Source organism: Variovorax sp. HW608 (assembly GCF_900090195.1).
Lineage (GTDB): Bacteria > Pseudomonadota > Gammaproteobacteria > Burkholderiales > Burkholderiaceae_C > Variovorax.
On sequence record NZ_LT607803.1, the window covers coordinates 5,891,381 to 5,915,699 of the forward strand.

Consider the following 24,319-nt stretch of genomic DNA (forward strand, 5'->3'; position numbering starts at 1 on the left):
CAAGGAGTCGTGGATGAAGAGTCTGATCGTTGGGGATAAGGCGACCGTGATGCGCTTGGCAGAACGGCTCAAGCAAGCCGACAGCCATGCGCAGTACCAGCGCATCCAGTGCGTGCTGATCAGGGCCACGCTGGGCAGCTCGGCCGCGCAGATTGCACAGTTGCTGGGTTGGTCAACCACCACCGTGCATGTGATGCACTCTCGATGGGCCAAGGAAGGTGATGCCATCTTCGATCTTCGAGGCCGCGGTGGCAGACACCACCAGCATTTGAGCGCCGAACAGGAGCAGGAGTTGCTGGCACCCTTCGTCGAACGCGCACAGGCAGGCGGGATGTTGACGGTAGCTGAGATCCAGCAGGCCTACCAGAAGCAACTCGGCAAGGCGGTGGCGCCCTCGACGATCTATCGGCTGCTCGACCGTCACGGCTGGCGCAAGGTCGTGCCCCGGCCCCGGCATCCCAAGGCGGACGTCGCGGCACAGGCCGCCTTTAAAAAAACTCCGCCGCCAGGTACGCCAAGAGGTCGTGCGCCAGGCTGAACAAGGTCGCGCGGTGCGGCTGATGTTCCAGGACGAGGGGCGATTCGGATTGCTGGGCACGCCGCGTCGCTGCTGGGCGCCACACCGCATTCGACCTGTCGTCGGCGCTCGCCTGGAGCGCAAGTACATCTATGCCTTCAGTGCCGTCAGCCCACACGACGGCGTGATGGACAGCCTCGTGCTGCCCTGGGTGAACGCCGAGACCATGTCGCTATTCCTGGCCGAGGTCGCCCAGCGCCATGTCGAGGAATTCATCGTGATGGTCATGGACCAGGCGGGCTGGCATCTGGCAGGTCAACTCGCGGTCCCGGATCACATGCGACTGATCTACCTGCCTCCGTACAGCCCCGAACTCAACCCGGCCGAGCATCTGTGGGAGGCGATTCGCGAGGACTGCTTTGCCAACCATGTCTTCGCCAACCTCGACGCCGTCGAACGCGCCCTCACGACAGGGCTGGTGGCGCTCGAATCAGATCACGAGAGAACCCGATCGATGACCGGTTTCGATTGGATAACTTCTATATCTTTGAACGCAACTTAGTATCAGAGTCAATCTCAAGATCGGCGAGCGCGCCGCAAAGCTTCGTGAGCAACCCCGACAGGTATCGCTGATCTCCTCGCGCATTGGCCTCTTGAACGGAAGCGATCGACTCGTCGAAGTCCAGTGGGTCAAGCGCTTGGACGGCTGTAGTTCCGTAGAACGAACTTGGATTGAACTGTCGGATGCCAGACATCTCCTGCTCCAGAGAATTCTGGTGCCGAGGCTATAGGCGCGCCCCATCGTGCTCAACTAACTAGCGTCTTGGATTCACTAGAAGTTGTCTAAGAATCAAATGGAGGGTGCCCTTGTCACCGGCGCGCGAGACGCGGGGCGCACTGCTTAAGAGGATCTTTTGATTGATGGGAGGATCGGGAGTGAGAGCGAAGCGCAAGATACAGTCCCACTGCACTTTCAAACCCGACCCGATGAGCGATTTCGTCTCTCGTCAATCGAGTTGTTTTCAAAAGCTTTTCAGCTTCGGCGATCCTCAGTTTCGCGAGATATTGGGCAGGGGGGCATCCCATGGCTTGGCGGAACGCCAGGCTGAATGCGGACCTTGACATGCTCGCAGCGGCGGCCATCTTCGCGACGTTCGGACGCTCCCGGAACTTCATGTGCATGTAAAGCAGGGCGTTTGCGATTCGGTGGTCGTTCAGGTCGAAGTGCCCCGATCCCCGATCTGAACGGCATCAAGCGCAAGGCGCAAGCCCAGAACGTAGATCAGCTCCAGCCCCCGATGCAGAACGAAGCGCTTGTCCTCCTGAAAGTGCTCCACCTCCCGCAGCAAGCCCTCGAGCGCGCCCTGCAGAAGCGGCTCGGCTTCTATCTGGTGCTTCCTGATGACGATCGATTCCGGGAGCAGCTTGTAGATGGGTGCTGCGGAATGGCTCTCGCAATAGAGTCCCGCGCACAAGAGGCCGGATGGACGACGGGTGCCCGGCACATCTACTTTGATGAACTGACCCTTTTCCCGGGCGGGGATGAATCTTTCAAGTGGTACCGAAATCTCCGTTTCGGAAGTACTTATGTGATGCGCGCTGCCGTGAGGGAATAGGGCGAGATCGCCTTGGTTCAGGAAGATTGGCTGTTCGCGCCCATTGCTTATTGTTAGTTTTCCGTCGGAGACGTAGTGGAACAGCGGGCAGGATTCGCGTGGCCCGGCGAGTGACCAATTGCCGTTGATTTGCCACAAGCTGACGAAAGCGCTTTCCAGGCGAACGGGGCGGATGATCGCCGAGATCAGGTCTTCACTCAATTGCATGGCTCCTCCCCCTTTTTTGAAACGGGCCGCCGGCGGCACGGAGGTCAGCCGGCCAACTGGTGCTCCAGGTTCGATCGATCTCGATTCTTTCGGAAGGTTCGTGTTTCGGCCGGAAGCGCTCGAGTTCGGGGTGGGACGCACGCCTCCCGCCCCGAGTGGCGGATGCGGGCGGGACGGAGGGCCGCCATGCCAGAATCGTAGCCATGCCCCTTCGTGCATCGCTCTCCGTCCGGCGCATGATCCGCGAGGACTGGGCCTGGATCTCGGAGTGGTTCCGGGACCCGGTGCTCGACCGCGAGCTGGGACCGCTCGACGGGGAGTGGCTCGAGTACGTCCTGGCCCGGACGGAAGGGGTCGAACTCGTGCTCCGGGGCGCGGACGGCCGCCCGGCGGCGCTGCTCGGCTGCGTGTGGGATTCCGCGGGTGTCGAGCACGGCATCACCGACATCGCCGTTGATCCGGCGCGCCGCGGCCAGGGCCTCGGGCGCCTGGCGGTCGAGGCGGCTCTCGCGTGGCCGGAGCACCCGCCGGCCGAGCGGTGGATCGCCTTCGTCGACCCGGAGAACCGCGCTGCATTCGGCTTCTTCACCGCGCTCGGCTGGGACCACGAGGGGTGCGACGCGCTGATGGAGCGCTTCGCGTGGAGCCCGGCGCGCGGGGCCCGCATCGGTTCCGTCTGATCGCTGCGAAGGGGCAAGCGGCGCGGGCAGGGCGGGCCAACGCGCCCTCGGGCATGATCGAACGCCTGCCATGTCATTGCCACCACCTACTGCAGAGCGCGACCCGGTCCACGGGCGCACCATCACGATCCGCGGCTACCGGCGCCGCGACGGCCTCTGGGACATCGAAGGCCAGCTGCGCGACGTGCGCGACCAGCATTTCGTCTTCCCGGGCGGCGAGCGGCCCGGCGGCGAGGCGATCCATTCGATGTGGCTGCGCGTCACCGTCGACTCGACCGCGCTGATCGTCGACGCGGTTGCCGCAACCGATGCCGCGCCGTTTCCCGATGCCTGCGGCGGCATCGCACCCGACTATGCGCAGCTGATCGGCCTGCGCGTCGGCCCCGGCTTCAGCCGCCAGACCGCGCGGCTCTTCGGCGGTATCCGCGGCTGTACGCACATGTCGGAACTGCTTCGGACCATGGGCACCGGCGTGCTCCAGACGCTCGCCGGAACGAAGCTCGCGGTGTCGGACACGCACAAGCCCTTCCAGCTCGACGGCTGCCACGCGCTCGCGACCGATGGCCCGCGCGTGGCCGAGTTCTATCCGCGCTGGTATCGGCCCAAGAGCGAAGAGGCGCAAGCGCCCGGCGAATAGCCTGCAACCAGTCGTCGGCCACCCGCCTGAAGATTCCCCGGTGTCGCGGGTTCATTGCGCGGCTTTCTCCAGAAGTTTCGATCGCACGCGACAGTTCTTCGTCGTTTGTATTTCGGACCCCTCGGTCTATCTTGGCGGCGGCAAGGCACATTGCCACCCGACTTCAACCGAGGACTTCATGAAACCACAGCATTCCCTCCCGGCCCTGATCGCAGCCGCCATCCTGAGCCTCAACGCCCTGGCGCAAGGCAGCGCCGGCACCCCGTCCGATGCGCTGCAGGCGCGCGCGCTGTCGATGGCCGATGCGACCGAGTCCCAGGTCATCGTCTGGCGGCGCCACATCCACCAGAATCCCGAGCTTTCGTTCCAGGAGACACGCACCGCCGCCTATGTCGCCGACGCGCTGTCCAGGATGCAAGGCATCGAGATTCAGACCGGCATCGCCAAGACCGGGATCAAGGCAGTCCTGCGGGGTGGCAGGCCTGGCCCCGTCGTGGCGCTGCGCGCCGACATGGACGCGTTGCCGGTGGAAGAGCGCAACGAGCTGCCTTTCAAGTCCACCGCCAAGGGCGAATGGCTCGGCAAGGAGGTGCCGGTTGCGCACGTCTGCGGCCATGACACCCACGTCGCCATGCTGCTCGGCGCGGCGCAGGTGCTGTCGAACATGCGTGCCGACTTGCCCGGCACGGTGGTTTTTCTGTTCCAGCCGGCCGAGGAGCAGGGGCCCGGCCCGGTCCCGAGCGGCGCTCCGGCGATGGTGAAGGCGGGGGTGCTCGACAACCCGAAGGTGGATGTCGTGATGGGGCAGCACATCAATGCCGGTGGACCGCTGGGCATCGGCTGGCGGCGCGGCAGCATGTATGCCAGTGGCGATGTCTTCAAGATCTCGCTCACGGGCCAGGGCGGGCATGGCGCCTCCCCGTGGACCGCGAAAGAGCCCACGGTGGCCGCGGCCGAGATCGTGCTGGCGCTGCAGAACATCGTGAGCCACCGCATCGACCCGCTGGACGGTCCGACCGTCGTCACCGTTGGCGTGCTGCAGAGCGGCAATCGCGTGAACATCCTGCCCGACACCGCCCAGATCGCCGGCACCGTGCGTTCGCTGTCGGCCAGGAACCAGAAGGTGGCGCACGAGAACATCCGGCTCAAGGCAGAGAAGATCGCCGAGCAGTACGGTCTCACGGCCAAGGTCGAGATCGACACCGGCTACGAGGTGCTGGTGAGCGATCCCGGCGCGACCCAGGTGGTGGTGAAGGCGCTGGAAGCCGCCGCCGATGCCAAGGCGCGCGAGGTCGGACCGCGCATGGCTTCGGAGGACTTCGGCTCCTTCGGCAAGGAGCGGCCGGTGGTGTACTGGAACCTGAGCGCATCGCCCTTCGCCGACAAGCCGGGCGCGCCCAATCATTCGCCCGAGTTCGTGATCGACGAGAAGGCCTTGCGCCTCGGCGTGCGTGCGCTGGTCGCCAGCACGCTGGCCTACATGAACGAGCGTCCGAACGGCGAGTCGAAGCTCTGACGCGAAAGCGGCGGCGCGTTCGTTTCCATACGCTGCGCGCCGCCGTCCGCAGCCACTACGCGCAAGACCGCGCGCAATCCGCTGCCTAAGCTCGTTGGACACACACGTCCAGAGCGCATGGCAACCATCGAATCGACCGTTTCCCCGGCCAGCGAGGCCTTCAAGGCCAATCGCGAAGGCATGCTGGCGCTGATCGAGCGCGTGCGCGGCTACGAGCAGCGCAGCGTCGCGACATCGGCCCGGTCGCGCGAGCGCTTCGAGAAGCGGGGCCAGCTGCTGCCGCGCGAGCGCCTGTCGCTGCTGCTCGATCCGGGCACGCCGTTCCTCGAGATCTCCGCGCTCGCGGGTCTCGGCCTCGACAACCCCGATCTCGAGCAAAGCGTGCCCGGCGGCGGCGTGATCGCGGGCATCGGTTGGGTCTGCGGCGTGCGCGTGATGGTCAATGCCTCGGATTCGGGCATCGATGCAGGCGCGCTGCAGCCCATGGGCATTCCGAAGCAGCTGCGCATCCAGGAACTGGCACTGGAGAACAAGCTGCCCTACGTGCAACTCGTTGAAAGCGCGGGCGCCAATCTCATGACCTACAAGGTCGAGGAGTTCATCACCGGCGGCACGCTGTTCCGCAATCTCGCGCGCATGTCGGCGGCCGGGTTGCCGGTGATCACCGTCACGCACGGTTCCTCGACCGCGGGCGGGGCCTACCAGACGGGCCTATCGGACTACATCGTGATGGTGCGGGGCCGTTCGCGGGCCTTCCTCGCCGGGCCGCCGCTGCTCAAGGCCGCGACCGGCGAGATCGCGACCGAGGAAGAGCTCGGCGGCGCGGTGATGCACACCTCGATCTCGGGCCTTGGCGACTACCTGGCGGAGGACGACCGGGATGCGATACGCATCGCGCGCGACATTCTTCGGGCGATCGACTGGAACCGCGACATCCCGCAGGAGCCGCCACGCCGCTTCAAGCCGCCGCGCTACGACGCCGAAGAGCTTCTCGGCATCATGCCGATGGACCCCAAGCGCCCGGTCGACATGAAGCAGGTGATCGCGCGCATCGCCGACGACTCGGACTTCCTGGAGTTCGGCGAGAACTACGGCAGCGCCACCGTCGTCGGCCACATCAGGATCGAGGGCCTGCCGCTGGGCGTGATCACCAACAACGGCCCGATCGACTCGCCCGGCGCGAACAAGGCCACGCACTTCATCCAGGCCTGCTGCCAGGCGAAGACGCCGATCCTCTACCTCAACAACACGACCGGCTACATGGTCGGCAAGGAGCACGAGGAGGGCGGGATGATCAAGCACGGCGCCAAGATGATCCAGGCCGTGACCAACGCCACGGTGCCGCAGATCACGATCTACTGCGGCGCATCCTTCGGCGCCGGCAACTACGGCATGTGCGGTCGCGGCTTCCATCCGCGCTTCTGCTTCTCGTGGCCGAACGCGAAGACAGCGGTGATGGGCGGCGAGCAGGCGGCGCAGACCATGGTCATGGTCACCGAAGCCGCGATGAAGCGCAAAGGGGAGGTCGATCGGGCCAAGCTCGACGAACTGAAGCGCCGCATCATCGATCGCTTCGACAGCCAGATGAGCGTGTTCACCACCAGCGCGCGCGTGCTGGACGACGGCGTGATCGATCCGCGCGACACGCGCGCCGTGCTGTCTACGGTGCTTTCGATCTGCCGCGACGCGGAACTGCGTGAGCCGCAGCGCATGCAGTTCTCGGTCGCCCGTCCCTGAGCGAAAGCCGATGCCATGTGCACGAGGCACGTGGCGCCGGCGAACAGGTGGCTGCCGGCCGAGTGGCCGCCGAGATCGAGGCTGTTGCCGAAGCCGCGCCGTCGTGATTCACTACGCCGTCCACGAACTCCAGGAGAGCACGCGTGCAGATCGGCGTTCAGAACTTCGTGACACGGACCCCGCCGCGCTTCGAAACCAAGGAAGCCGAGCGGACCCATTCGCTGCAGCGCCTCGCCGCCGCCTGCAGGATCTTCGGGCGGCGGGGTTTCTCCGAGGGCCTGCTGGGCCATGTGACGGTGCGCGACCCCGAGTTGCCCGACCACTTCTGGGTCAATCCGGTCGGGGTCGCCATGCATCAGGTGAAGGTGTCGCACCTGGTACAGGTCAATCCCGAGGGCAAGGTGGTTCGCGGCAGCGGCATGGTCAACCCGGTCGGGCTGCTGCTGCACACCGCGGTCCACCGCGCGCGCCCGGAGGTGAACGCGGTCTGCCATGCGCATGCGCTGCATGCCTCGACCTGGTCGTCCTTCGAAAGGCTGCTGGACCCGATCACGCAGGATGCCTGCATCTTCTTCGAGAACCAGGCGCTGATCCTCGAGCCGCGCGTGGTGCGCGATGCCGAGGCGGCAAAGCGCTTCGCGGCCGGTTTCGGTGACCGCAAGGTAGCGATCCATGGCGGCCACGGCATCTTCACGACGGGCCAGAGCATCGACGAGGCCGCATGGTGGTTCGTGCTGATGAACCGATGCTGCGAGGCGCAGCTCCTGGCCGAAGCGGCCGGCAAGCCGACGCGATGGAACGAGGAAGACGCACGCTGGCTCGCGTCGGTGCTCGGTTCGCCGACCTTCGGCTGGCTGTCGTTCCAGACCCTGTGGGACGAGATCATCGCGAGCGATCCGGATCTGGTGGATTGATTCGTGCTGCAATCTCCTCGGCCAGCCCCAGCACCGTCCGTGGCGCCGAGCCCTCGGCCTTGTTGCTGATGGTCACGTAGGCGCGCTGGCCCGCGCCGGTGGCGCCGGCGATCACGCGCGCGAGGGTGGCGCGGGTGTCGGCGTCGATATCGACCAGCTTGTCGAAGGGCTCATAGAGTTCCTTGGCGTCCTCGTAGCCATAGGCGCCGTGGAGCCGGTTGAGATTCCACCGGCACACCAGCGGCCCGGGCCAGAGCGCACGCAGGAGCGGAAGTTGCGCCTCGATCGGCGGCAGCTTCGGATGCAGGCCCATGCAATAGGTCGCGCCTGCGCCGCGCAGCACGTCGCAGAAGGCGGGCGTGAGGAATTCGGGGTTGCGCACCTCCACCGCGATCACGCCGTCGGGCGCGACCGGCTGCAGCGCGGGCAGCGATCGCAGCATCGTGCCGAGCCGTTCCATCACCTCGGGCATGCGCGCCAGCATCGTGCCGGGAAGGGGACTGAGCTGGAACACCAGCGCACCCAGCTTGTGGCCGAGCCCGTCCAGCGCCGGCTGCACGAATTCCGTAGCGGCGAGTGCGGGATCGAGGAAAGCCGGATTGGCCTGCATGCCGCGCCCGTCCTCGCCGCGCACCATGGCGTCCGCGACGAGGCTGGGCGCCTTCACGGTGAAGCGGAAGTCCTCGGGCACCTGCGCCGCATAGGCCGCGAACTGGATCGCGGTCAGCGGCTTGTAGAAGCTGCGGTCGATGCTTACCGCGCGCAGCAGCGGATGCTGCGCGTAGGCTGCCAGGCCGTGCTTCGACAGCACCGACTGCTCGTAGTCGCCGTCCCAGACCATGCCGGACCAACCCGGGAAGTACCACGACGAGGTGCCGAGCCGGAGGTTCGGCGGCAGCTCGCTCGCGAGTGCCGCAAGCGCCGGATCGGGCGGCATGGGCCGCACCTTGGGTGCGCGTGCAGCAGTGTGCTTCCGGGGCGCCGGCGCGGCAGCGGGCGCCGGCGCGGGTTCGTCCACGTCCTCGAAGTCGTCGTCGAACAGCGAGTTCTGCACGCCGATGCTCAGTCCGGGGCCGCGAGCACGAAGCTCGTCTTCAGGCCCTGCGTCGCCGAAGGGCCGATCCACAGATCGAACGCGCCGGGCTCGACCGTGGGCTTCAGTTCCTGGCCGATGAACATCAGGTCGGCGCGCGTGAGGGTGAAGTCCACGTCGGCCGATCGTCCCGGCTGCACGCGCACCTTGCGAAAGCCCTTGAGCTCGCGCACCGGCCGCGTCACGCTCGCCGAACGCGCCCCGATGTAGAGCTGCACCACTTCCTCCGCGTCGCGCGCGCCGCTGTTGGTGATGCGCGCGCGCACGTGGAGCGGGCCGTCCCACGGCATGCGGCTCGACGGAAGATCGAGCGCGTCATAGCGGATGCGCGCATAGCCGAGGCCATAGCCGAAGGGATAGAGCGCGTCGTTGGTCGCATCGAGGTAGCGCGCCTTGTACATCTGCGTGGGTGCTTCGGCGAGCTGCGGCCGGCCGGTGCGCTTGTGGCTGTAGTAGTAGGGCACCTGCCCCGGCATCTGCGGAAAGCTCACCGGCAGGCGGCCGGAGGGGTTCACATCGCCATACAGCACGTCGGCGATCGCCTGGCCGGTCTGCGATCCGAGAAACCAGGTCACCAGGATCGCGTCGGCGCGTCGCACCCCGCCGCGCAGCGCCAGCGCGCGTCCGTTGCGCAGCAGCACGACCACCGGCTTGCCGGTCGCGACCACCGCGTCGGCCAGGTCCTGCTGCGCCTTCGGGATCTCGATGTCGGAGCGCGAACGCGATTCACCGGACATCTGCTCGTTCTCGCCGATCGACAGCACCACCACGTCGGCGGCCTGCGCCGCCTCGACTGCCGCGGCAATGCCACCGGGGATCGCCGCATCGACGTCGGCGCCGCGCACCACGGTCAGCAGATCGGGCGATTCGAGCCGCGTGCGCAGCGCTTCCTCGATGCCGACCGGCGGCGCCTGATCCGGAAAGATGCGCCACGGCCCGAAAAGGTCGGAGGTACCCGCGAACGGACCGATCAGCGCGATCTTCTTGCCCGAGCGGGGCAGGGGCAGCAGGTCCTTGTCGTTCTTGAGCAGCACGATCGACCGCACCGCCGCGTCGCGCGCCAGCGCCTCGTGCGCAGCCACGTCGAAGCGTGCGCGCTCAGGCGCGGCTTCGAGGCCCTGGAACGGATGGTCGAACAAGCCGAGCCGCGTCTTCACCCGCAAGACGCGCCGCACCGCGTCGTCGAGCCGCGACATCGGCACCTCGCCGGACGCGACCAGCTGCGGCAAGTACTTCATGTAGAGCCCGCTTTGCATGCTGACATCGGTGCCGGCCAGGAAGGCGCGGCGTGCCGCTTCGCGCCCGTCGGCGGCGAATCCGTGGGCGACCAGCTCTTCGTCGGCGGTGTAGTCCGAGACGACGAAACCGTCGAAGCCCCATTCCTTGCGCAGCACGCCGGTGAGCAGCGCCGGGTTTGCATTCGACGGGATGCCGCCGATCTCGTTGAAGGCGCTCATGATCGACAGCGCACCGGCATCGATCGCCGCGTGGAAGGGCGGCAGGTAGACCTCGCGCAGGGTCCGCTCCGACAGATCGACCGTGTTGTAGTCGAGCCCGCCTTCGGCCGCGCCATAGCCCGCGAAGTGCTTGGGGGTCGCCAGCATCGTGTCGGGGCGCGAGAGATCGCTGCCCTGGAAGCCGCTCACGCGCTTGGCGGCGAATTGGCGGCTGAGATAGACGTCCTCGCCTGCGCCCTCGACGCCGCGGCCCCAGCGGGCATCGCGCGCGACGTCGACCATCGGGGCGAAGGTCCAGCGGAAGCCGTCGGCGGTGGCTTCCTCCGCGGCCGCGCGCGCGGTGCGCTGCGCAAGATCGGGCTCCCAGCTCGCCGCTTCGGCCAGCGGCACCGGGAACACGGTGCGGAAGCCGTGGATGATGTCCGCGCCGAAGATCAGCGGGATGTGGAGGCGCGATTCGTTCACCGCCACCTGCTGCGCGCGGCGCTTGCCTTCGAGGCCCTCGTTGTTGAAGAGCCCGGTCACGCGCCCGGCGCGGATGTCGGCGAGCTGCTGCTCCAGGCTCTGCTTCGCGGCCTGCGGATTCGCGACGATGTCCACGCCGGCCGGCGCGTAGAGGCTGAGCTGGCCGACCTTTTCTTCCACCGTCATGCGGCCGATGAGTGATTCGATGCGCGCGTCCGCCATCGTCTGCTGCCTTGCGCCGGTGGAACAACCGGCGGCGAGGACCACGGCCAGCGCCGCGAGGGGAGATCTCCAAACCGTCATCAGGCGCATTTTCGCGGAAGGCGCCGGGGACCCCGGCGCGGTCGGGGACAATCGGGATTCCTGAGCCAGGGCCCGCCCCATGTACATGCCTCCCCAGTTCAACGCCACCGACCGCGAGGTCGCGATGGAGCTGATGCGCACGCATCCCTTTGCCAGCCTCGTCTCCACCGATGACGAGGGCCTGCCTTTCATCACCCACCTGCCGCTGATGCTGGAGGATCGAGGGGAGGGCGGCTGGTCGCTGTGGGGCCATTGCGCCAGGCCCAATCCGCATTGGCGCTACCTGCAGGCGCGACCGAAGGCGGTGGCGGCCTTTCTCGGACCGCATGCCTACATGTCGCCGTCGGTCTATCCCGATCTCGCCCGCGTGCCGACCTGGAACTACCTCGCGGTGCATTGCACCGTGGAGGCCCGGTTGATCGAAACGCCAAACGAGAAGGATGCGCTCCTGAAGCGCCTCATCGGCCAGCACGAACCCGCCTATGCGCAGCAGTGGCGGGACCTCGGCGAGGAGTTCCAGCACAAGATGCTGGCTGGCATCGTGGGCTTCGAGCTGCGCGTGACCGCGCTCCAGTGCAAGCTCAAGCTGAACCAGCACCGCAAGGAATCGCACGCCGCGATGCATGCGCGCTACAGCGAGGGTTCACCCGACGAACGCGCACTGGCCGTGTGGATGGAACGTCTCGGCCTGCAGGTCGCCGACCCGGCAAGGATCGGAGAAGACTGAGATGCGCATCGTCGGACTGATCGGACTCGCGCTGGCGCTGCTCGTCGTCGGCGTGCTGGCCAGGAAGCAACTGGGCGTGGCAGCGACACCGGCGTTGCCGACCGGCGCATCGGCGCCTGCGGGAGCGCCGGCCGGCGATGTCGGCATGCAGAGCCGGCAGCTTCAGGAGCAGATCAAGCAATCGCTCGACGCCGCACAGCAGCGGCGTCCGATGCCGGATGACAACTGACGCGCACTGGATGCAGCTTGCGCTGGCCGAAGCCCGCCGTGCGGGCGATGCCGGCGAGGTGCCGATCGGCGCCGTGGTCGTGAAGGACGGGGCGCTGGTCGCGGTGGGATGCAATTCGCCGGTGGCTGGGCATGATCCGAGTGCGCATGCGGAAGTCAATGCGCTGCGTGCCGCGGGCGCGGCGCTTCGCAACTACCGTCTCGACGGTTGCGAACTCTTCGTCACGCTGGAGCCTTGTCCGATGTGCGCCGGCGCGATGCTTCACGCGCGGCTGAAGCGCGTCGTCTTCGGCGCGGCCGATCCCAAGACCGGGGCGGCCGGGTCGGTGGTCGATCTCTTCGGTGCGCCGCAACTCAACCACCACACGTCGGTGCAGGGCGGCGTGCTCGCGCCGGAGTGCCAGGCGCTCTTGCAGGCCTTCTTCCAGGATCGCCGCAACGAGGCACGCGAGGCCGCCGAACCGCTACGCGACGACGCGCTGCGTACGCCGCCGGAGCGCTTCGCCCCGCTTGCCGACTACGCCTTCGATGGGCATTACGTGAGCGATCTGCCGGCCCTTCGGGGATGGCGGATGCACTACCTCGACGAAGGGCCGAGGGATGGCGGGGCGGTACTGCTCTGCATCCACGGGCCCGGCGAGTGGAGCTACTTCTTCCGCCATGTCGCGCGCCTCCACATTGCGCGCGTCCTGGCGCCGGACCTCATCGGCTTCGGCATGAGCGACAAGCCCAAGCGCGAGGCGGTGCATCGGCTGGAATGGCATCGCGACGTGCTGCTCGAATGGATCGAGCGGGTCGATCCCGGGCCCATGGTGCTGGTCCACAGCGCGGGCGGCGCTGGGCTGGCGTCACTGCTCGCGTCGGCCGCGCCGACGCGCTTCCTGCACATGATGCTTGCACCGGACGCCGGCGAGAACATCGGCGACGCCTGGCGGGCGCCTTTCCCCGATCGGGGCCACGAAGCGGCGCTGCGCGCGCTGGGCCGCGCGCCCAAGCGCGTGTCCGGCCCCGACGCGGCGCAGGCGGAGCGGCTCCTCGCGGATGCAATGGGATACTTCGCGCCGTGAAAAAGCACATCTACATCTATTCGCCGTCGAGCGCAGTGCGCGACAAGGCGGCCTTCAAGCGTGGCATCAAACGGCTCCGGGCACTCGGCCACGAGGTCGAGATCGATGAAGCTGCACTCTCCACCCATCAGCGATTCGCAGGCGACGATGCCGCGCGCGTCGCCGCCATCTCGCGCGCCGCGGCCAGCGGGGCCGACGTGGCGCTCATTTCGCGCGGCGGCTACGGGCTCACGCGCATCCTCGACGCCATCCCGTACAAGGCGGTTGCCAAGGCGATCCATGACGGCACCGAGTTCGTCGGCCTGAGTGACTTCACCGCCTTCCAGAACGCGCTGCTTGCCAAGACCGGCAGCGTCACGTGGGCCGGCCCCGCCGTGGGCGAGGACTTCGGCGCCGAAGACGGCGCGGACGACATCATGGAAGCCTGCTTCGACGATCTGCTGAGCGGACAAGGGGAGGGCACCGGCTGGCGCATGCCCGCGCGCGACGCCCACGGGCTGGCCCCGCTTCGCGGCATCCATGGGGCGGTGCTGTGGGGCGGTAATCTGTGCGTGCTGACCAGCCTGCTCGGAACGCCCTACTTCCCGCCGATCGAGAAGGGCGTGCTGTTCCTCGAGGACGTCAACGAACATCCCTACCGCGTCGAGCGCATGCTCGACCAGCTGCGTCACGCGGGCGTGCTGGCCAAGCAGAAGGCGGTCATCCTCGGGTCGTTCACCGGCATCCGCAAGGCGCCGCACGACCGCGGCTTCGGCATGAAGACCGTGACCGCGCGGCTGCGCGAACTGATCAAGCCGCCCGTGCTGACCGGCCTGCCGTTCGGCCACGTGCCCACGAAAGTGCTGCTGCCCGTCGGCGCCAAGGTGGAGCTTGCGGCCGATGGTCGCGACATCTTCATGGTCTGGGGACATCGGCACGCGCGCTGAACGCGTGCGGGCAAAAAAAAGAGGCCGCTGGCCTCTCGCGTTTCTGCGGGATGTGGATCAGCTCGTGATGCGTTGATGGGTCCGCGGCCCCATCGTGTTCGGCAGGCCGCCCTTGAAGAGGCGGTTGATCTGGGTCATCTGGCGCCGTGCAGCGACTTCGCCATCGACCGCGCTGAGCGCGGTCAGCACGTCCTGGCGGAGATACCAGAGCGCCTCCAGGTCACCGGCGAAACGAACGCGCTGCGCAACCCGCTGGACCGAATGGCCGCCATGAACCTGCAACAGCGACAGCATGGCCGTGCGGATCTGGCCCATCTGGCGATCCACGGAACGGCGGGCGCCGAGGCCGGGAAGAGACAGAAAGCGGAAGAACCTGCTGAGCGACATGGGTGGAGGCGGGGCGCCGGAAGCCTTGTTGGGTGCTACGTTAAGCCCGGCCTCGAAGCCGCACAAGTATCGAAACATCATTTCATGTTTAAAAACAACATACTTCACGCTTCAGTTCAAGTGCTGGCCTAAGAACTTAAACCTAAGTGTTACTTGCAAACACGAAAGTGTTCATTGCGGCTGTGACTAATTGAAAAAGCAACAGGGTCCAGGCGCAAGTCGAGCGATTTCATCCATCGAAGCCGTGTTTCCATGCTGCTTTGCCATAATCCACAGGCGAGGGCTACCAAAAACTGCACAACATGGGCGTCAATTCGACTGTCGTTTTCGCTGATCTGACAGGAAGCACCAGGGTCTTCGAGGCCATGGGGAATGCGCGCGCCACCGAGACGGTGACGCGGCTGACGCAATGGATCGGTGGCGTCTGCGAGTCCCATGGCGGCCGTGTCGTGAAGTCGCTGGGTGATGGCGTTTTCGCGATTTTTGCCAATGGCATCACCGCCACGCGCGCGGTGCTCGAACTGCAGCGGAACCACCAGAAACGGCTGCAAACCTGGCCAACACCGCTGCGCATGGAGTTGCAGATCGGCGTTGCGAGCGGGGAGGTCGTCGAAGTCGACGGTGACTGCTACGGCGATGCCGTCAACCTCGCATCCCGGCTCAGCGACCTCGCGGGCCCAGGCCAGATCTGGGCCACGGAGTCGGTGATCGAGCAGTTGCACGAAGGCGAAGTGCGTCACCGCAGCCTCGGGCCGATCAACATTCGCGGCAAGAACGAAATGCCGGTCGTCCATCGCATCGACTGGCAGGACGAGGTGTCGGAGTTCCTGACGATGCCGGCTTCGCTGGTGCCGTCCGCGCGCGGGCCGGATTCGTCGTTCGGGCAGATCGAGCTGGCCTGGCTCGATGTGCGCACGCTGTTCCGTGTGGAAGATCTGCCGATTCATCTGGGGCGGGTCGACGAAGCGCAATTCGTCGTCAACGATCCGCGCGTTTCGCGCCTGCACGCGCGCATCGAATCGCGGCATGGCAGCTGCATCCTGGTGGATGTCAGCACGTATGGCACCTGGGTCCGTTTCCACGGCACCGCGGGCGCGAGCGGCGAGATTGCGCTGCGGCGTGATGAATGCGTGCTCCATGGCAGCGGCGAGATCGGGCTCGGGGCGCCGCTCAGCGACTTCAGCGCACCGACCATCTCTTTCAACACGACGGGCGGCAATGTGCTGCTGGCTCGTCGCGACCTTCGTTAAGAAGCCTCGCCGATCCCCAGTTCCGAGCAGATCCGGCCGACAAGGGTCTTCAGGCCTGCGAGCTCAGCCTCCAGCCGGGCGACGTTGGCCTTCAGCGCGGCGACTTCACCCAACGACACTTCGTCGCTGCCCGCGGTCGCAGCGGAGGCGGGCGCATCCTCCGCCGGCGGTCCGCCGAGCAGATGCGTCCACCGGTTCTCGCGCGCTCCGGGCAGGCGCGGCAGTTTCACCACGAGGCTGCCTGCCGTCCGCTCGGCCAGTTCATCGAGGAACGCCTCGACGGACGAGATGTCGGCGAAGTTGTGCATGCGGTCGGATGCGATCCGGAGTTCGCCCGCCGTCTGCGGTCCGCGCAGCATCAGCACGGTGAGCAGGACGATCGACTGCGAGGGAATCCTCAGCACGCCATCGATGTTGTGCGCGTACCGGTAGACGCGCCCGCCGCTGGTTTCACTGACCAGGCTCAAAGCCTTGAGGCTGTCGATGGCCGCCTGCGCCTCGGCGTCGGTGATCTCGAGAATCGGACTGCGGCTGGTCTTCTGGTTGCAGCCGGCCACCAGCGAGTTGAGCGTCAGCGGATAGCTGTCCGGCACGGTGCGCTGTTTCTCGGCAAGCACGCCGAGGACACGGGTCTCCAGGAGCGAAAGGGCACGAAGGCTGGACATCGGATCAGTCTCCGTTTGTTTCATTTGACATAATATACATTGTATGACCGGCCGGCACGGCCACTAACTTTCGCGCGTCGGTGATGCTTCGATAGATGTCGACATCCATGGGGCCCCCTTGCGTCGAGGGAAGATTACGCCAGACTGTGTGACTTCAGCGTGACGCGACCCACGCTGGAGACGTGCTGCGGGCTACCCTTTGTCACATTCGAGTTTGAGAAAACGAAGGTGCCTCGCGAACTCCTGGTCGATTCTTGAATCGTTTGACCTCCCCGGGCCTTCAGGGTTGGCGCGGTGCGCACCGAGGGCGGCGAGATCTACGGCGGCGACTACCGCCGCGACGCGCACCTGCTGGCACGCCATTCGCGGCACATCCGCCCGCCGCGGACGCGGATACCTCTATCAACTCCTGGCGACTGCGGGCTGGACCGGCATCTCCTGGCTACACACGCTGCGCCAGGACACGCTGGTGATGATGGGTTCGGGACGATCCGATCGTGCCCGTGGTCGACGACGGGCATCTCTTACTTGTGTCGCGCGCGCGGGAGCTGTCGCCGCTCGTGGGCGCATTCCACACGGCGCCGGTACTGCGCGAGGCACAGTCTTGACTGTGCTTTCAGGCGCGACTGGAAGGCGCGACGTTGAAGCGCTCCACCTCCGGCAGTTCCGTCAAGTCGCTGACGATCTGGCTCATCACGCGGGTGTGTGCCACGGAGCTGGCGAAGACCAGGCAATGTAGTTCGAAGGACTCCCCGTCGTACACGATGGACAGGCTATCGGACGGAATGCTGAAGCCCCGCTCCACCAGGAAGCGATGGATCCGACTCGGGCTCCGGCCTGTGGCCCCGCCGGAAGCGCAGCGTGGTCGCGATGGCGGAGTGTGCGGGCAGGCGATGCTCGATCACCGGAATGAGCGCGGTGGTCGCCACGAACAGGGCCGTGAGGCCGAGCGCGGGCACATAGAAGCCGATGCCGACCAGGATGCCGATGGCCGACGAGCCCCAGATCGAGGCGGCGGTGGTCAGCCCTCGTACATTGAACCCGCTCTTGACAATGATGCCCGCGCCCAGGAAGCCGATGCCCGTGAGCACGGCGCCGATGACGCGCGTCGGATCCGCCCCACTCGCGTCATGCACCGTGCCCTAGTACCAGAGCGTAGGAAAGCCGGCGAGCAAGGCGACGGCGCAGGACGTGGTGCTCACCAGGCAGTAGACCTGGCTGCCCGCGGCGCGCCCGCTGAAGAAGCGCTCGTAGCCGACCACCCAGCCGAGCAGCAGCGCCACGATCATGTTGATGACCATCCAGAGCCCCGGAGGCAAGGCGTTGACCCAATGAGCCGGTACAAACATGGAGGCAAGGCGGTTTGCGACTTCGCCGAGTCTAGCGTGCGTATGCGAAAAGCCCCCCTGATCGCGGGCTTGGCTTTCGGCTACGGGCTCGCGCAGCAGGGCAACATCGTTCGCACGACCGTGGAGTTCGCGGCGAGCGTGATGGCGCTCGCGCCGGGACCTGGATGTTGGAATCCCCGCTTCAGTAAGTCCCCGTCGGCTCGTCAGGGTGCCGGGACTGCAACGCGATTGGCCGGGACGATCTGGGGCTGGTAGGCGAAAACCTCGCGCGAGCGCACATCCACATGGACCTTGAGCCAGTTCACGTCGTTCGTGCCGTTCGCCTGGTTGTCCCCGAAGGTCTCGACGCGCGTGAAGTTCTCGACGCGCCGGCCTTGGGCGTCCTGCAGCGGCTTGTCGACACGGAAATAGTGCGAATCGCCGTGCACGTAGGCCACCGGCTTGCGAAAGGCGATCACCTCCTCGCGCAGGGCGAGCAGGTATTCCTGGAACCCGTCGGGCTGACCGTCGGTCTCGGCGAGCGTCTTCGCATCGCGCAGCGGTGCGCGGGTTCCATCGCTCGCATCCCAGCCGGGGTCGGCCTGCGCAATGATCATGACGGCTGCGGACTGTCGCGCCGATGCGAAACGGAAGGACTCTCTAAGCCATGCGATGTTGGCCTGGTTGCGCGCAGACCACTCCGGAGCATCGGGCGCGGTATCGCAGAGGTTGTTGCAGGAGCCCTGGACGTTGAGCGTCACGTAGGTCACGCCTCCCAGTGTCCAGCGTCGATTCTCGACACACGGCGTCGGGCCGTTCGCGCCGAGGCACAGCGGCGTGGCCTGCACTTCCTGGCGCAGGCGGCGCTGACCCAACGAAAACGGCGTGTTGAAGAACACCTTGCGTTCGTGGTCGAGCCGTTCGCGCGAGGAGAATCCGCCATTCGACGGGCGGTCGCAATCCGTCCAGTCGTTGTCCCCTGGCGTGATCATGGCGGGCGCCCTGAGCGAATTGAAGAAGCGCAGCCCCTGCTCATACAGCGCATCGCTGCAGGTGGTGGGCGTGACCGATCCCGGCGTGCCGTTGCCTGCCTTCAGGTCCCCGTCATGCACGGTGAATGCGAGTTCCTGCCGGTTCATGTCGGCGATCAGGTTTGGCACGCCGATTAGTGCTTGCACGTCGGAGTACGGCAGGTCTCCCCACAGCCCGATGGCGTAGGGCGATCTTCCGTGTTCATCCTGGTCGTCGCCAGAGTCCCTGTCAGCCCATGCGAGCGTCGCGAGCAACGACATCAGTAGCCCGCAGACCACCATCCAGAGCGAATTCCTGCTGAATCTCATGAACAGACTTCCTTTGAGCTACGCCGCGGGCCAGTCCGCGAGCGGCTCGAAATCTAGATGGCGCCTGTGACGCCTTGATGTTGAAACGATGACGGCGCCGGCATGTGTGGGTTCCATCGAGTTGTGGGTGCCGCGCGTGCCCTCTCGCCGTGCGCTCTTGATGGGGTGGTGCGTCGCCTGGGATGTCCCAAGGCGCGCAGACCGTCACCCTCTTCTTTGACTTGGATGGTGCTTGCGCTGATCCTTGGCGAGTGCAGCCTCTTCGGGTGAACATAGACCGCGACTCGGCGATGGAGTTTTCGACGACCGCATGATGTTCCGAAGCGCCTCTGGTGAGATGTCGACCGGCTTTGGTGACGACTGCAGGTCCCGTCGCAACGGTTCGGTTTTCCGTTGGAGCGCACCAAAACGACGCCCGCTTCCGCTCGATCCCCAAGCCGATCGGACCCCTTCGTCTCTCTACACGGCGTTGTGCTGCCAGAGCTTCGACATGGCGCGAAGCTGCGCCTCCCGCTCGGAGGTGATGTACCCCGACGTCGTTCCGATCGAGCTGTGCCCCAGGTTCCGACGAACGATCTCGATGGGCACTTCCGCGCCGTGGTGGTCGGGGTTGAGCGCGTGGCTGCCGTGCGAGTGACGGAGCCAGTGCGTGCTGGCCTGCAATAGCCTCGACGACGCCTCTCCTTCGAGCGTGCGCGCGGCATCCTCGAACACTGTCTTCGCGGCCTGATAGAGCCAGTTCGACGAATAGCCGATCGGCTCCCTGCCGGGTCCCCCAGGACGAGCCAACACGGGCACATCAGCGTTGCTTGCGCCGTCGACACTCGGCGTGCGGCCCGCGGTGCCGAGCGCGTCGGCCAGCTCCCGCACCAGGTCGACGGGTACTGGAACTTCGCGGAAACGGCCACCCTTCCCTACCACTTCGAGCATCCAGCCGACGGTCGGGCGGCCATCGCCGTCCATGAACTCCACACGCTTGAGGTGTCCGCATCGGGCTGCGATCAGCTCGGCCCGGCGCAAGCCCGTTGCATACAGCCAGCGCACGGCCCTGCCGCGCAGTTGCTGCGCTGGCGTGCTCGCCCGGTTGATCACCGCAAGCACATGCTTCCACTGCGCCTTGGTCAATGTTCTGCCAGAACCCAATGGCCGCAGCGGGGCGCGTGGTGGCACCACTGCCGCGAACGGATTGCCCACCAGGTAGCCCTGCTTCATGAGGAAGCCGAAGAGCGATCGCAGTATCGTCAGGGCCTGAGCTCGCCCGACGGCCGACAAAGGGCCTTCAAGGGGCCGCCAGAGCGGCGACCACCGTTGCCGGTGTCGCGGCCCGCACCAACTGCTGGGAGGATCGGCAAGGAAGCGCATGTACGCGTCGGCATCCTCTACGCTGAGCGACGACAGGGCCATCCCGCGCTCCAGAACGCACCACAGCAACAGTCGCTCGGCTTCGCGGCGGTACGCCCTCTGCGTTGCCTGCGTGTCGGCCTTGGTCGAGAGGAATGCTTCAATCGCCCGGTGGTCGTTGTCCGCTCTCAAGAGGTTGCGATCCCTGGGAGAACGATAGCGACCGTTGCTGCCGTCGAGAGCCTGAGGAACCTGGAGCTTCTCCAGCGGGAGCAACGCCGTCGCGGGTGGCGTCACAGCATCCAGGTCACTGCGGCTCAGGTGCGACCGCAGGACCAACGCATGGTCCCCGACCGCATGACCGATGCTGCCTTCGTGCGTCTGCAGCCACTGGACGATACGCATCGCCTTCACGGGTCCGACGCCCACCACGCAGGTCCACCACCTTGCGCCGACACCATTGATTCGCTGGATCAGGGCGTGCAGCGTCGGCAGATCCGCACGCTGCAGGCGCGCGGCCAGCCTCGGATCGAACCAGGCATGGACCGAATCGCCAGCCAACGGCTCCTGGGCAGCCAGGTTCTCGAGCCATTGAAGCGCCTGCAGTTGCCGCTCGATCATGCGGGCCCGCCGTGAGAGGCGCGTTCCGCCATCGCCGTGGATCTCCGCGTAGCGTTCGAGCTGCTCGGCCTCCGAGAAGCCGTCCATGCCGGATGCAAGTGCGAATTCCTCCAGCGACGGCGGCGCCGGGGCCGATCCGGTATCCGGCCAGCGCTGCGCGTCGAGAAGTACCAGGCGAGCGGTGCCGGGACGCTGCTCGCGGCGAGCAGCAGCGGCAAACGCACTCCGCATCCAGGCGATCGCGCTTCGCACCCGCCGCGCATCGCCTCTGTCGCCTTCGACATTCAGATATCGATCCCAGGCCTCCCCTGCGTCGATCCCCTGAACCAAGGCACGCATGAATGCGAAGTGACCTCGATGCAGCCTTCGAGCGCAATCGGGCAATGCCGTCATGTCAGGCCTCCTTCGTCAAATGCCCGACCGAAGCACGCACCTCGCTGTACTTCTCGACATGACCGCAAGGATTTGCCCAACCGTGGCACGCAAGGCGCAGGCTGCCGTCAAAGCTCACTGTGTCGAAGGGCTCGCCGCGCCGGCCGCCGCAATGCAGGCAGCGCCAGTTCAAGGTGAGCGTCAGCGCGCTGAAGCCTTCATGCATCTCGCAGGCGGGAATCGTCACCGTGCGTGTGTTGCCGGCCATGGTCGCCTCCCCTCATACCGCACGGACTTCGATCTCGTCTTCGGGACCGATGAATCGCTGGGGGTTACATGTCCGCCACTGTCCATCGTCCACCCCGAAGGCCTCCAGTGCAGCCTCGGCGGCCGCGTCTGCGTTGGTCGCGACGACCCGGCCGATCAGGTGCGCGCGCCCCGCCACTGGGCTGCGCGGCAACGCATGAGGCCTCCCCGTCAGGAAGACATCCCAGAGGAAGCGCTCCGCCAATTGGCGCTCGCCTATGACCTCGAGATACGGTGTGCCGATGAAGCGCCAGGAGGCAGCACGGATCGCCCTGTCGCGAGCCAGCACGCGGTTGGGAGCGCGAACCATGACGGTGAGGCGTTGACGGGTCCGGCGCTCGCGCAGGCAGACCTCGAAGGACCTGTTCCCGCCGGCGAGGATGGTGGAGATCAGTGGGCCGACGTGACCATCGAGCGGAAGGAACCCGCCTGCGATGTTGTCGTGGGACGTGTCGGCATGCTCGGCATCGTGACCGTCGAGGTCAAAGGAATCGTCGCTCATTGGATTTACCTCCCTGGGTGGAGAGCGGATGGTGTGTGTCTCCCGACATCACCATCCAAATAAATCCAAGCTGCAATGCCGGTTGCCGCGAGTATGCCGGGCGCGCTTCGAAGGCGTCAAGCACTGTTGATAATGGCTCATATCATCAGTGCGTTTTCGTTGTGCTAAATCCAGAAGGCCGCGTTTTCGAAGCCTTATGGCGAGTTCCTGAAACGTTGTGACCAAGCCTGGATTGCTTGGGGGATCGGCTCCGCGCAGATGTCGATGTGCACAGTTGGGCGCGCCAGGTGCGAACGACGAGCCCAGCGGTCTCGAGTTTGAGTTCCTTGCGGATTGCCTCGATGCGCGACAGCAACGGGGGCGGCGCGCCGGTCGTACGAAGGCGCCGTGACTTCTATCGCGCGCTGGACCACACCGCGGCAGGGTGGATGGTGCACGCATGTGACATTCCAACTACTCAAAATGAATGATGCTTTTTGGCGAGTTCGAGCTCGATAATTCATTTCCGCTACGGGCCAAATCTCCGTTAGCGATAAGTCGCCCCCTGATTCGATCGAAGGAGTGGCCATGGTCCGGTTGGTCTCGTTGCCACGCGTGCTCTGCGCGGCGGTCCTGTTGACCTTTGCGAGCCACGCCGCGCCTCAGGTGCCAAACCACAGGCCAGGAACCATCTGCTTCACAGCTCGGTTCTGGTGCTGGGCAAACGCTCCGGGCACACCCGGCTCCCCTTGCCAGTGCCCCTCTCCCTACGGGAGAGTCGCTGGAACACTGAATTGATCCAACTGGGCGTTCCGAGGCCACCATGGACACCCCGCCCATTGTTGATCTGGAAGCGCTCGTGGCGGACTTGCGGTTGGTCTTTGGCTATGCCGGCAAAGCGGGTCTCATGACACCGGATTTGCTGGAACTTTTCGACAGGGCCGACCAAGCTCTCGCTGATCCAAGCATCAGGGATGCACGGCCCGCATTGGCCGCGTTGAGCGCCGGAGCACAAAAGATCGCTCCGATTACGGTTGCAGATCTGCGCTTTGGTCGTGATCCATTCACACCCCAAAACCAGGGTCGAGCACGGACGGCTCAATTCTCACTGGCTTGTTTCGCAGTGCTAGTTCTGGTTGTTCTCGCGATGTTCATGATCGACCTTCAGAACGAGCAGGACGCCTTGGCGACCATTGAGCAGGTGCAGAGCATGAATGCGCGCCAGAAGCTGACAGAGCTGCGTCGGATGGCGCAAATGCACAAGCCACTGTCGGAAGACGCGATCCTTCAGGCTCAGTTTCGCCAAAAGGTAGTTGAACTGACGCAGATCAACGAACGCATTTCGAATACCTATTCTCTGGACCGCGCGGCGGCGGAGTCCTCTCTTCTCATGCCCGACAAGCTGCTCGATTGGCTGACATCAAGGGCTGATGCCATGAGCAAGGTCGGTCCTTCCTTGGTCGCCGACGATGAGATCTGCAAAGTCGAAAGCGATGGCGAACTGAAATTGCCCCCAAATTCGAAGGACGGCCCCCTATGGCTACAGGCCGTTTCTAGAGAAGAAATCACCGATTTCTGCTTCCTTCTAAACGTTATTGGGTCTGACCAGGAAGTTGCGGACTTCACCCGTCAGGTCGTTGAGCAACAAGGCTTCGCGCCCAGGATCAAGCAAAAGATCGCCGAGCGTGGTCAATGGATACTGCCGTTCTTGTTCGGTTTGCTCGGGTCTTCGGTGTTCATGATGCGGCACGTTGCCAGCGTACGAACGCCAGCCATTGAGTGGGTGCCGATGATCATGCGCGTGACTCTTGGAGGAGTTGCGGGTGTCGCGGTCGGCTGGTTCTGGTCTGCCGGCAATACCTCCATGCAGGTTTCCGGCTCCTTGTCGCTGCCCTTCGCCCTGGCATTTCTCACTGGCTACGGAATAGACGTGCTCTTCTCCTTGCTGGACCGATTCACCCGGCTAATCGGTTCACCGACGGTGCCATTGACCGAGCCTTCGCAAAATGGGCACAAAAGCTAGACATGATGGCCCGTTCTCTGAGGCGGACAAAGGATTGGGTGTGAATGCAAAGGTCCATTTAGGTGGATCGCGTCGACAGCTGACGGTCTGCGGCCTCTACGGATGGGACCCGCGA

Annotated in this window: 25 protein-coding genes; 13 read left to right on the forward strand and 12 right to left on the reverse strand. The window is 65.6% G+C overall.

Features of this window, described 5'->3' with window-relative positions; genetic code table 11:
* Nucleotides 1-13: 13 nt before the first annotated feature.
* Nucleotides 14-538, forward strand: coding sequence for a winged helix-turn-helix domain-containing protein (locus tag VAR608DRAFT_RS27860; protein WP_088953016.1), 525 nt, complete (start codon nt 14-16; stop codon nt 536-538).
* Nucleotides 456-1,079 (forward strand): IS630 family transposase, encoded by a 624-nt coding sequence (locus VAR608DRAFT_RS38130; RefSeq protein WP_231973569.1) that lies wholly within the window; start codon nt 456-458, stop codon nt 1,077-1,079. The genes VAR608DRAFT_RS27860 and VAR608DRAFT_RS38130 overlap by 83 nt, the downstream gene beginning before the upstream one ends.
* A gap of 308 nt (nt 1,080-1,387) precedes the next feature.
* Here the strand turns inward: VAR608DRAFT_RS38130 and VAR608DRAFT_RS38600 are convergent, their stop codons facing one another.
* The gene (locus VAR608DRAFT_RS38600; protein WP_088957021.1) at nt 1,388-1,699 is read right to left on the reverse strand and encodes a helix-turn-helix domain-containing protein; all 312 of its coding nucleotides are present in this window, start codon (nt 1,697-1,699) and stop codon (nt 1,388-1,390) included.
* A 32-nt stretch (nt 1,700-1,731) separates the two neighbouring features.
* The gene (locus VAR608DRAFT_RS27875; RefSeq protein ID WP_157731129.1) at nt 1,732-2,334 is read right to left on the reverse strand and encodes a cupin domain-containing protein; all 603 of its coding nucleotides are present in this window, start codon (nt 2,332-2,334) and stop codon (nt 1,732-1,734) included.
* A gap of 209 nt (nt 2,335-2,543) precedes the next feature.
* Between VAR608DRAFT_RS27875 and VAR608DRAFT_RS27880 the strand changes: the two genes are divergently transcribed.
* From VAR608DRAFT_RS27880 to VAR608DRAFT_RS27900, 5 genes are all read left to right on the forward strand, one after another.
* On the forward strand, nt 2,544-3,020 hold the full coding sequence (locus VAR608DRAFT_RS27880; RefSeq protein WP_197700422.1) for a GNAT family N-acetyltransferase: 477 nt from the start codon (nt 2,544-2,546) through the stop codon (nt 3,018-3,020).
* A 70-nt stretch (nt 3,021-3,090) separates the two neighbouring features.
* Nucleotides 3,091-3,657, forward strand: a complete 567-nt coding sequence (locus VAR608DRAFT_RS27885) for a DUF2889 domain-containing protein (RefSeq protein WP_088957023.1) — start codon at nt 3,091-3,093, stop codon at nt 3,655-3,657.
* Between the two features lie 178 nt (nt 3,658-3,835).
* Nucleotides 3,836-5,173, forward strand: coding sequence for a M20 metallopeptidase family protein (locus VAR608DRAFT_RS27890; protein ID WP_088957024.1), 1,338 nt, complete (start codon nt 3,836-3,838; stop codon nt 5,171-5,173).
* A 117-nt stretch (nt 5,174-5,290) separates the two neighbouring features.
* The gene (locus tag VAR608DRAFT_RS27895; RefSeq protein WP_088957025.1) at nt 5,291-6,910 is read left to right on the forward strand and encodes an acyl-CoA carboxylase subunit beta; all 1,620 of its coding nucleotides are present in this window, start codon (nt 5,291-5,293) and stop codon (nt 6,908-6,910) included.
* 143 nt (nt 6,911-7,053) lie between these two features.
* The gene (locus tag VAR608DRAFT_RS27900; RefSeq protein ID WP_088957026.1) at nt 7,054-7,824 is read left to right on the forward strand and encodes a class II aldolase/adducin family protein; all 771 of its coding nucleotides are present in this window, start codon (nt 7,054-7,056) and stop codon (nt 7,822-7,824) included.
* On the opposite strand, the gene VAR608DRAFT_RS27905 is transcribed toward VAR608DRAFT_RS27900, so the two are convergent.
* Nucleotides 7,793-8,878, reverse strand: a complete 1,086-nt coding sequence (locus tag VAR608DRAFT_RS27905) for a DUF72 domain-containing protein (protein ID WP_231972984.1) — start codon at nt 8,876-8,878, stop codon at nt 7,793-7,795. The genes VAR608DRAFT_RS27900 and VAR608DRAFT_RS27905 overlap by 32 nt on opposite strands.
* Before the next feature lie 8 nt (nt 8,879-8,886).
* Nucleotides 8,887-11,142 carry a glycoside hydrolase family 3 N-terminal domain-containing protein gene (locus VAR608DRAFT_RS27910; protein WP_088957027.1) on the reverse strand — a complete coding sequence of 752 codons (2,256 nt, stop codon included), beginning with the start codon at nt 11,140-11,142 and terminating at the stop codon, nt 8,887-8,889.
* A 79-nt stretch (nt 11,143-11,221) separates the two neighbouring features.
* Here VAR608DRAFT_RS27910 and VAR608DRAFT_RS27915 point away from each other — a divergent pair, with 79 nt between their 5' ends.
* The 4 genes from VAR608DRAFT_RS27915 to VAR608DRAFT_RS27930 are packed head-to-tail and all read left to right on the forward strand — an operon-like array spanning nt 11,222 to nt 14,090.
* On the forward strand, nt 11,222-11,869 hold the full coding sequence (locus VAR608DRAFT_RS27915; RefSeq protein WP_088957028.1) for an FMN-binding negative transcriptional regulator: 648 nt from the start codon (nt 11,222-11,224) through the stop codon (nt 11,867-11,869).
* 1 nt (nt 11,870) lies between these two features.
* The gene (locus tag VAR608DRAFT_RS27920) at nt 11,871-12,098 is read left to right on the forward strand and encodes a hypothetical protein (RefSeq protein ID WP_088957029.1); all 228 of its coding nucleotides are present in this window, start codon (nt 11,871-11,873) and stop codon (nt 12,096-12,098) included.
* The gene (gene tadA / locus VAR608DRAFT_RS27925) at nt 12,088-13,164 is read left to right on the forward strand and encodes a tRNA adenosine(34) deaminase TadA (RefSeq protein ID WP_088957030.1); all 1,077 of its coding nucleotides are present in this window, start codon (nt 12,088-12,090) and stop codon (nt 13,162-13,164) included. The genes VAR608DRAFT_RS27920 and tadA overlap by 11 nt, the downstream gene beginning before the upstream one ends.
* A complete protein-coding gene (locus VAR608DRAFT_RS27930) occupies nt 13,161-14,090 on the forward strand; it encodes an LD-carboxypeptidase (RefSeq protein WP_088957031.1) in 930 nt (309 codons plus the stop codon). The genes tadA and VAR608DRAFT_RS27930 overlap by 4 nt, the downstream gene beginning before the upstream one ends.
* Nucleotides 14,091-14,147: 57 nt before the next feature.
* Here VAR608DRAFT_RS27930 and VAR608DRAFT_RS27935 read toward each other — a convergent pair whose 3' ends face one another.
* Nucleotides 14,148-14,585, reverse strand: a complete 438-nt coding sequence (locus tag VAR608DRAFT_RS27935) for a hypothetical protein (RefSeq protein ID WP_231972985.1) — start codon at nt 14,583-14,585, stop codon at nt 14,148-14,150.
* 194 nt (nt 14,586-14,779) lie between these two features.
* Between VAR608DRAFT_RS27935 and VAR608DRAFT_RS27940 the strand changes: the two genes are divergently transcribed.
* Nucleotides 14,780-15,727 carry an adenylate/guanylate cyclase domain-containing protein gene (locus VAR608DRAFT_RS27940; RefSeq protein WP_088957033.1) on the forward strand — a complete coding sequence of 316 codons (948 nt, stop codon included), beginning with the start codon at nt 14,780-14,782 and terminating at the stop codon, nt 15,725-15,727.
* On the opposite strand, the gene VAR608DRAFT_RS27945 is transcribed toward VAR608DRAFT_RS27940, so the two are convergent.
* The 7 genes from VAR608DRAFT_RS27945 to VAR608DRAFT_RS27975 form a co-directional block, all read right to left on the reverse strand.
* Nucleotides 15,724-16,392, reverse strand: coding sequence for a YceH family protein (locus VAR608DRAFT_RS27945; RefSeq protein WP_088957034.1), 669 nt, complete (start codon nt 16,390-16,392; stop codon nt 15,724-15,726). The genes VAR608DRAFT_RS27940 and VAR608DRAFT_RS27945 overlap by 4 nt on opposite strands.
* A gap of 773 nt (nt 16,393-17,165) precedes the next feature.
* The gene (locus tag VAR608DRAFT_RS27955; RefSeq protein ID WP_088957036.1) at nt 17,166-17,528 is read right to left on the reverse strand and encodes an MgtC/SapB family protein; all 363 of its coding nucleotides are present in this window, start codon (nt 17,526-17,528) and stop codon (nt 17,166-17,168) included.
* Nucleotides 17,529-17,534: 6 nt separating this feature from the next.
* Entirely contained in the window at nt 17,535-17,741 is a 207-nt protein-coding gene (locus VAR608DRAFT_RS37260; protein ID WP_157731130.1) for a hypothetical protein, read from the reverse strand.
* A 203-nt stretch (nt 17,742-17,944) separates the two neighbouring features.
* Nucleotides 17,945-19,060, reverse strand: coding sequence for a hypothetical protein (locus VAR608DRAFT_RS27960; protein ID WP_197700423.1), 1,116 nt, complete (start codon nt 19,058-19,060; stop codon nt 17,945-17,947).
* Between the two features lie 459 nt (nt 19,061-19,519).
* On the reverse strand, nt 19,520-21,415 hold the full coding sequence (locus VAR608DRAFT_RS27965; protein ID WP_088957037.1) for a phage integrase family protein: 1,896 nt from the start codon (nt 21,413-21,415) through the stop codon (nt 19,520-19,522).
* Nucleotide 21,416: 1 nt separating this feature from the next.
* Nucleotides 21,417-21,662: a hypothetical protein gene (locus VAR608DRAFT_RS27970; RefSeq protein ID WP_088957038.1), complete on the reverse strand. Its 246-nt coding sequence runs from the start codon at nt 21,660-21,662 to the stop codon at nt 21,417-21,419.
* A 12-nt stretch (nt 21,663-21,674) separates the two neighbouring features.
* Nucleotides 21,675-22,202, reverse strand: a complete 528-nt coding sequence (locus VAR608DRAFT_RS27975; protein ID WP_088957039.1) for a hypothetical protein — start codon at nt 22,200-22,202, stop codon at nt 21,675-21,677.
* A gap of 802 nt (nt 22,203-23,004) precedes the next feature.
* Between VAR608DRAFT_RS27975 and VAR608DRAFT_RS27980 the strand changes: the two genes are divergently transcribed.
* Nucleotides 23,005-24,204 carry a hypothetical protein gene (locus VAR608DRAFT_RS27980; protein ID WP_088957040.1) on the forward strand — a complete coding sequence of 400 codons (1,200 nt, stop codon included), beginning with the start codon at nt 23,005-23,007 and terminating at the stop codon, nt 24,202-24,204.
* Nucleotides 24,205-24,319: the final 115 nt, after the last annotated feature.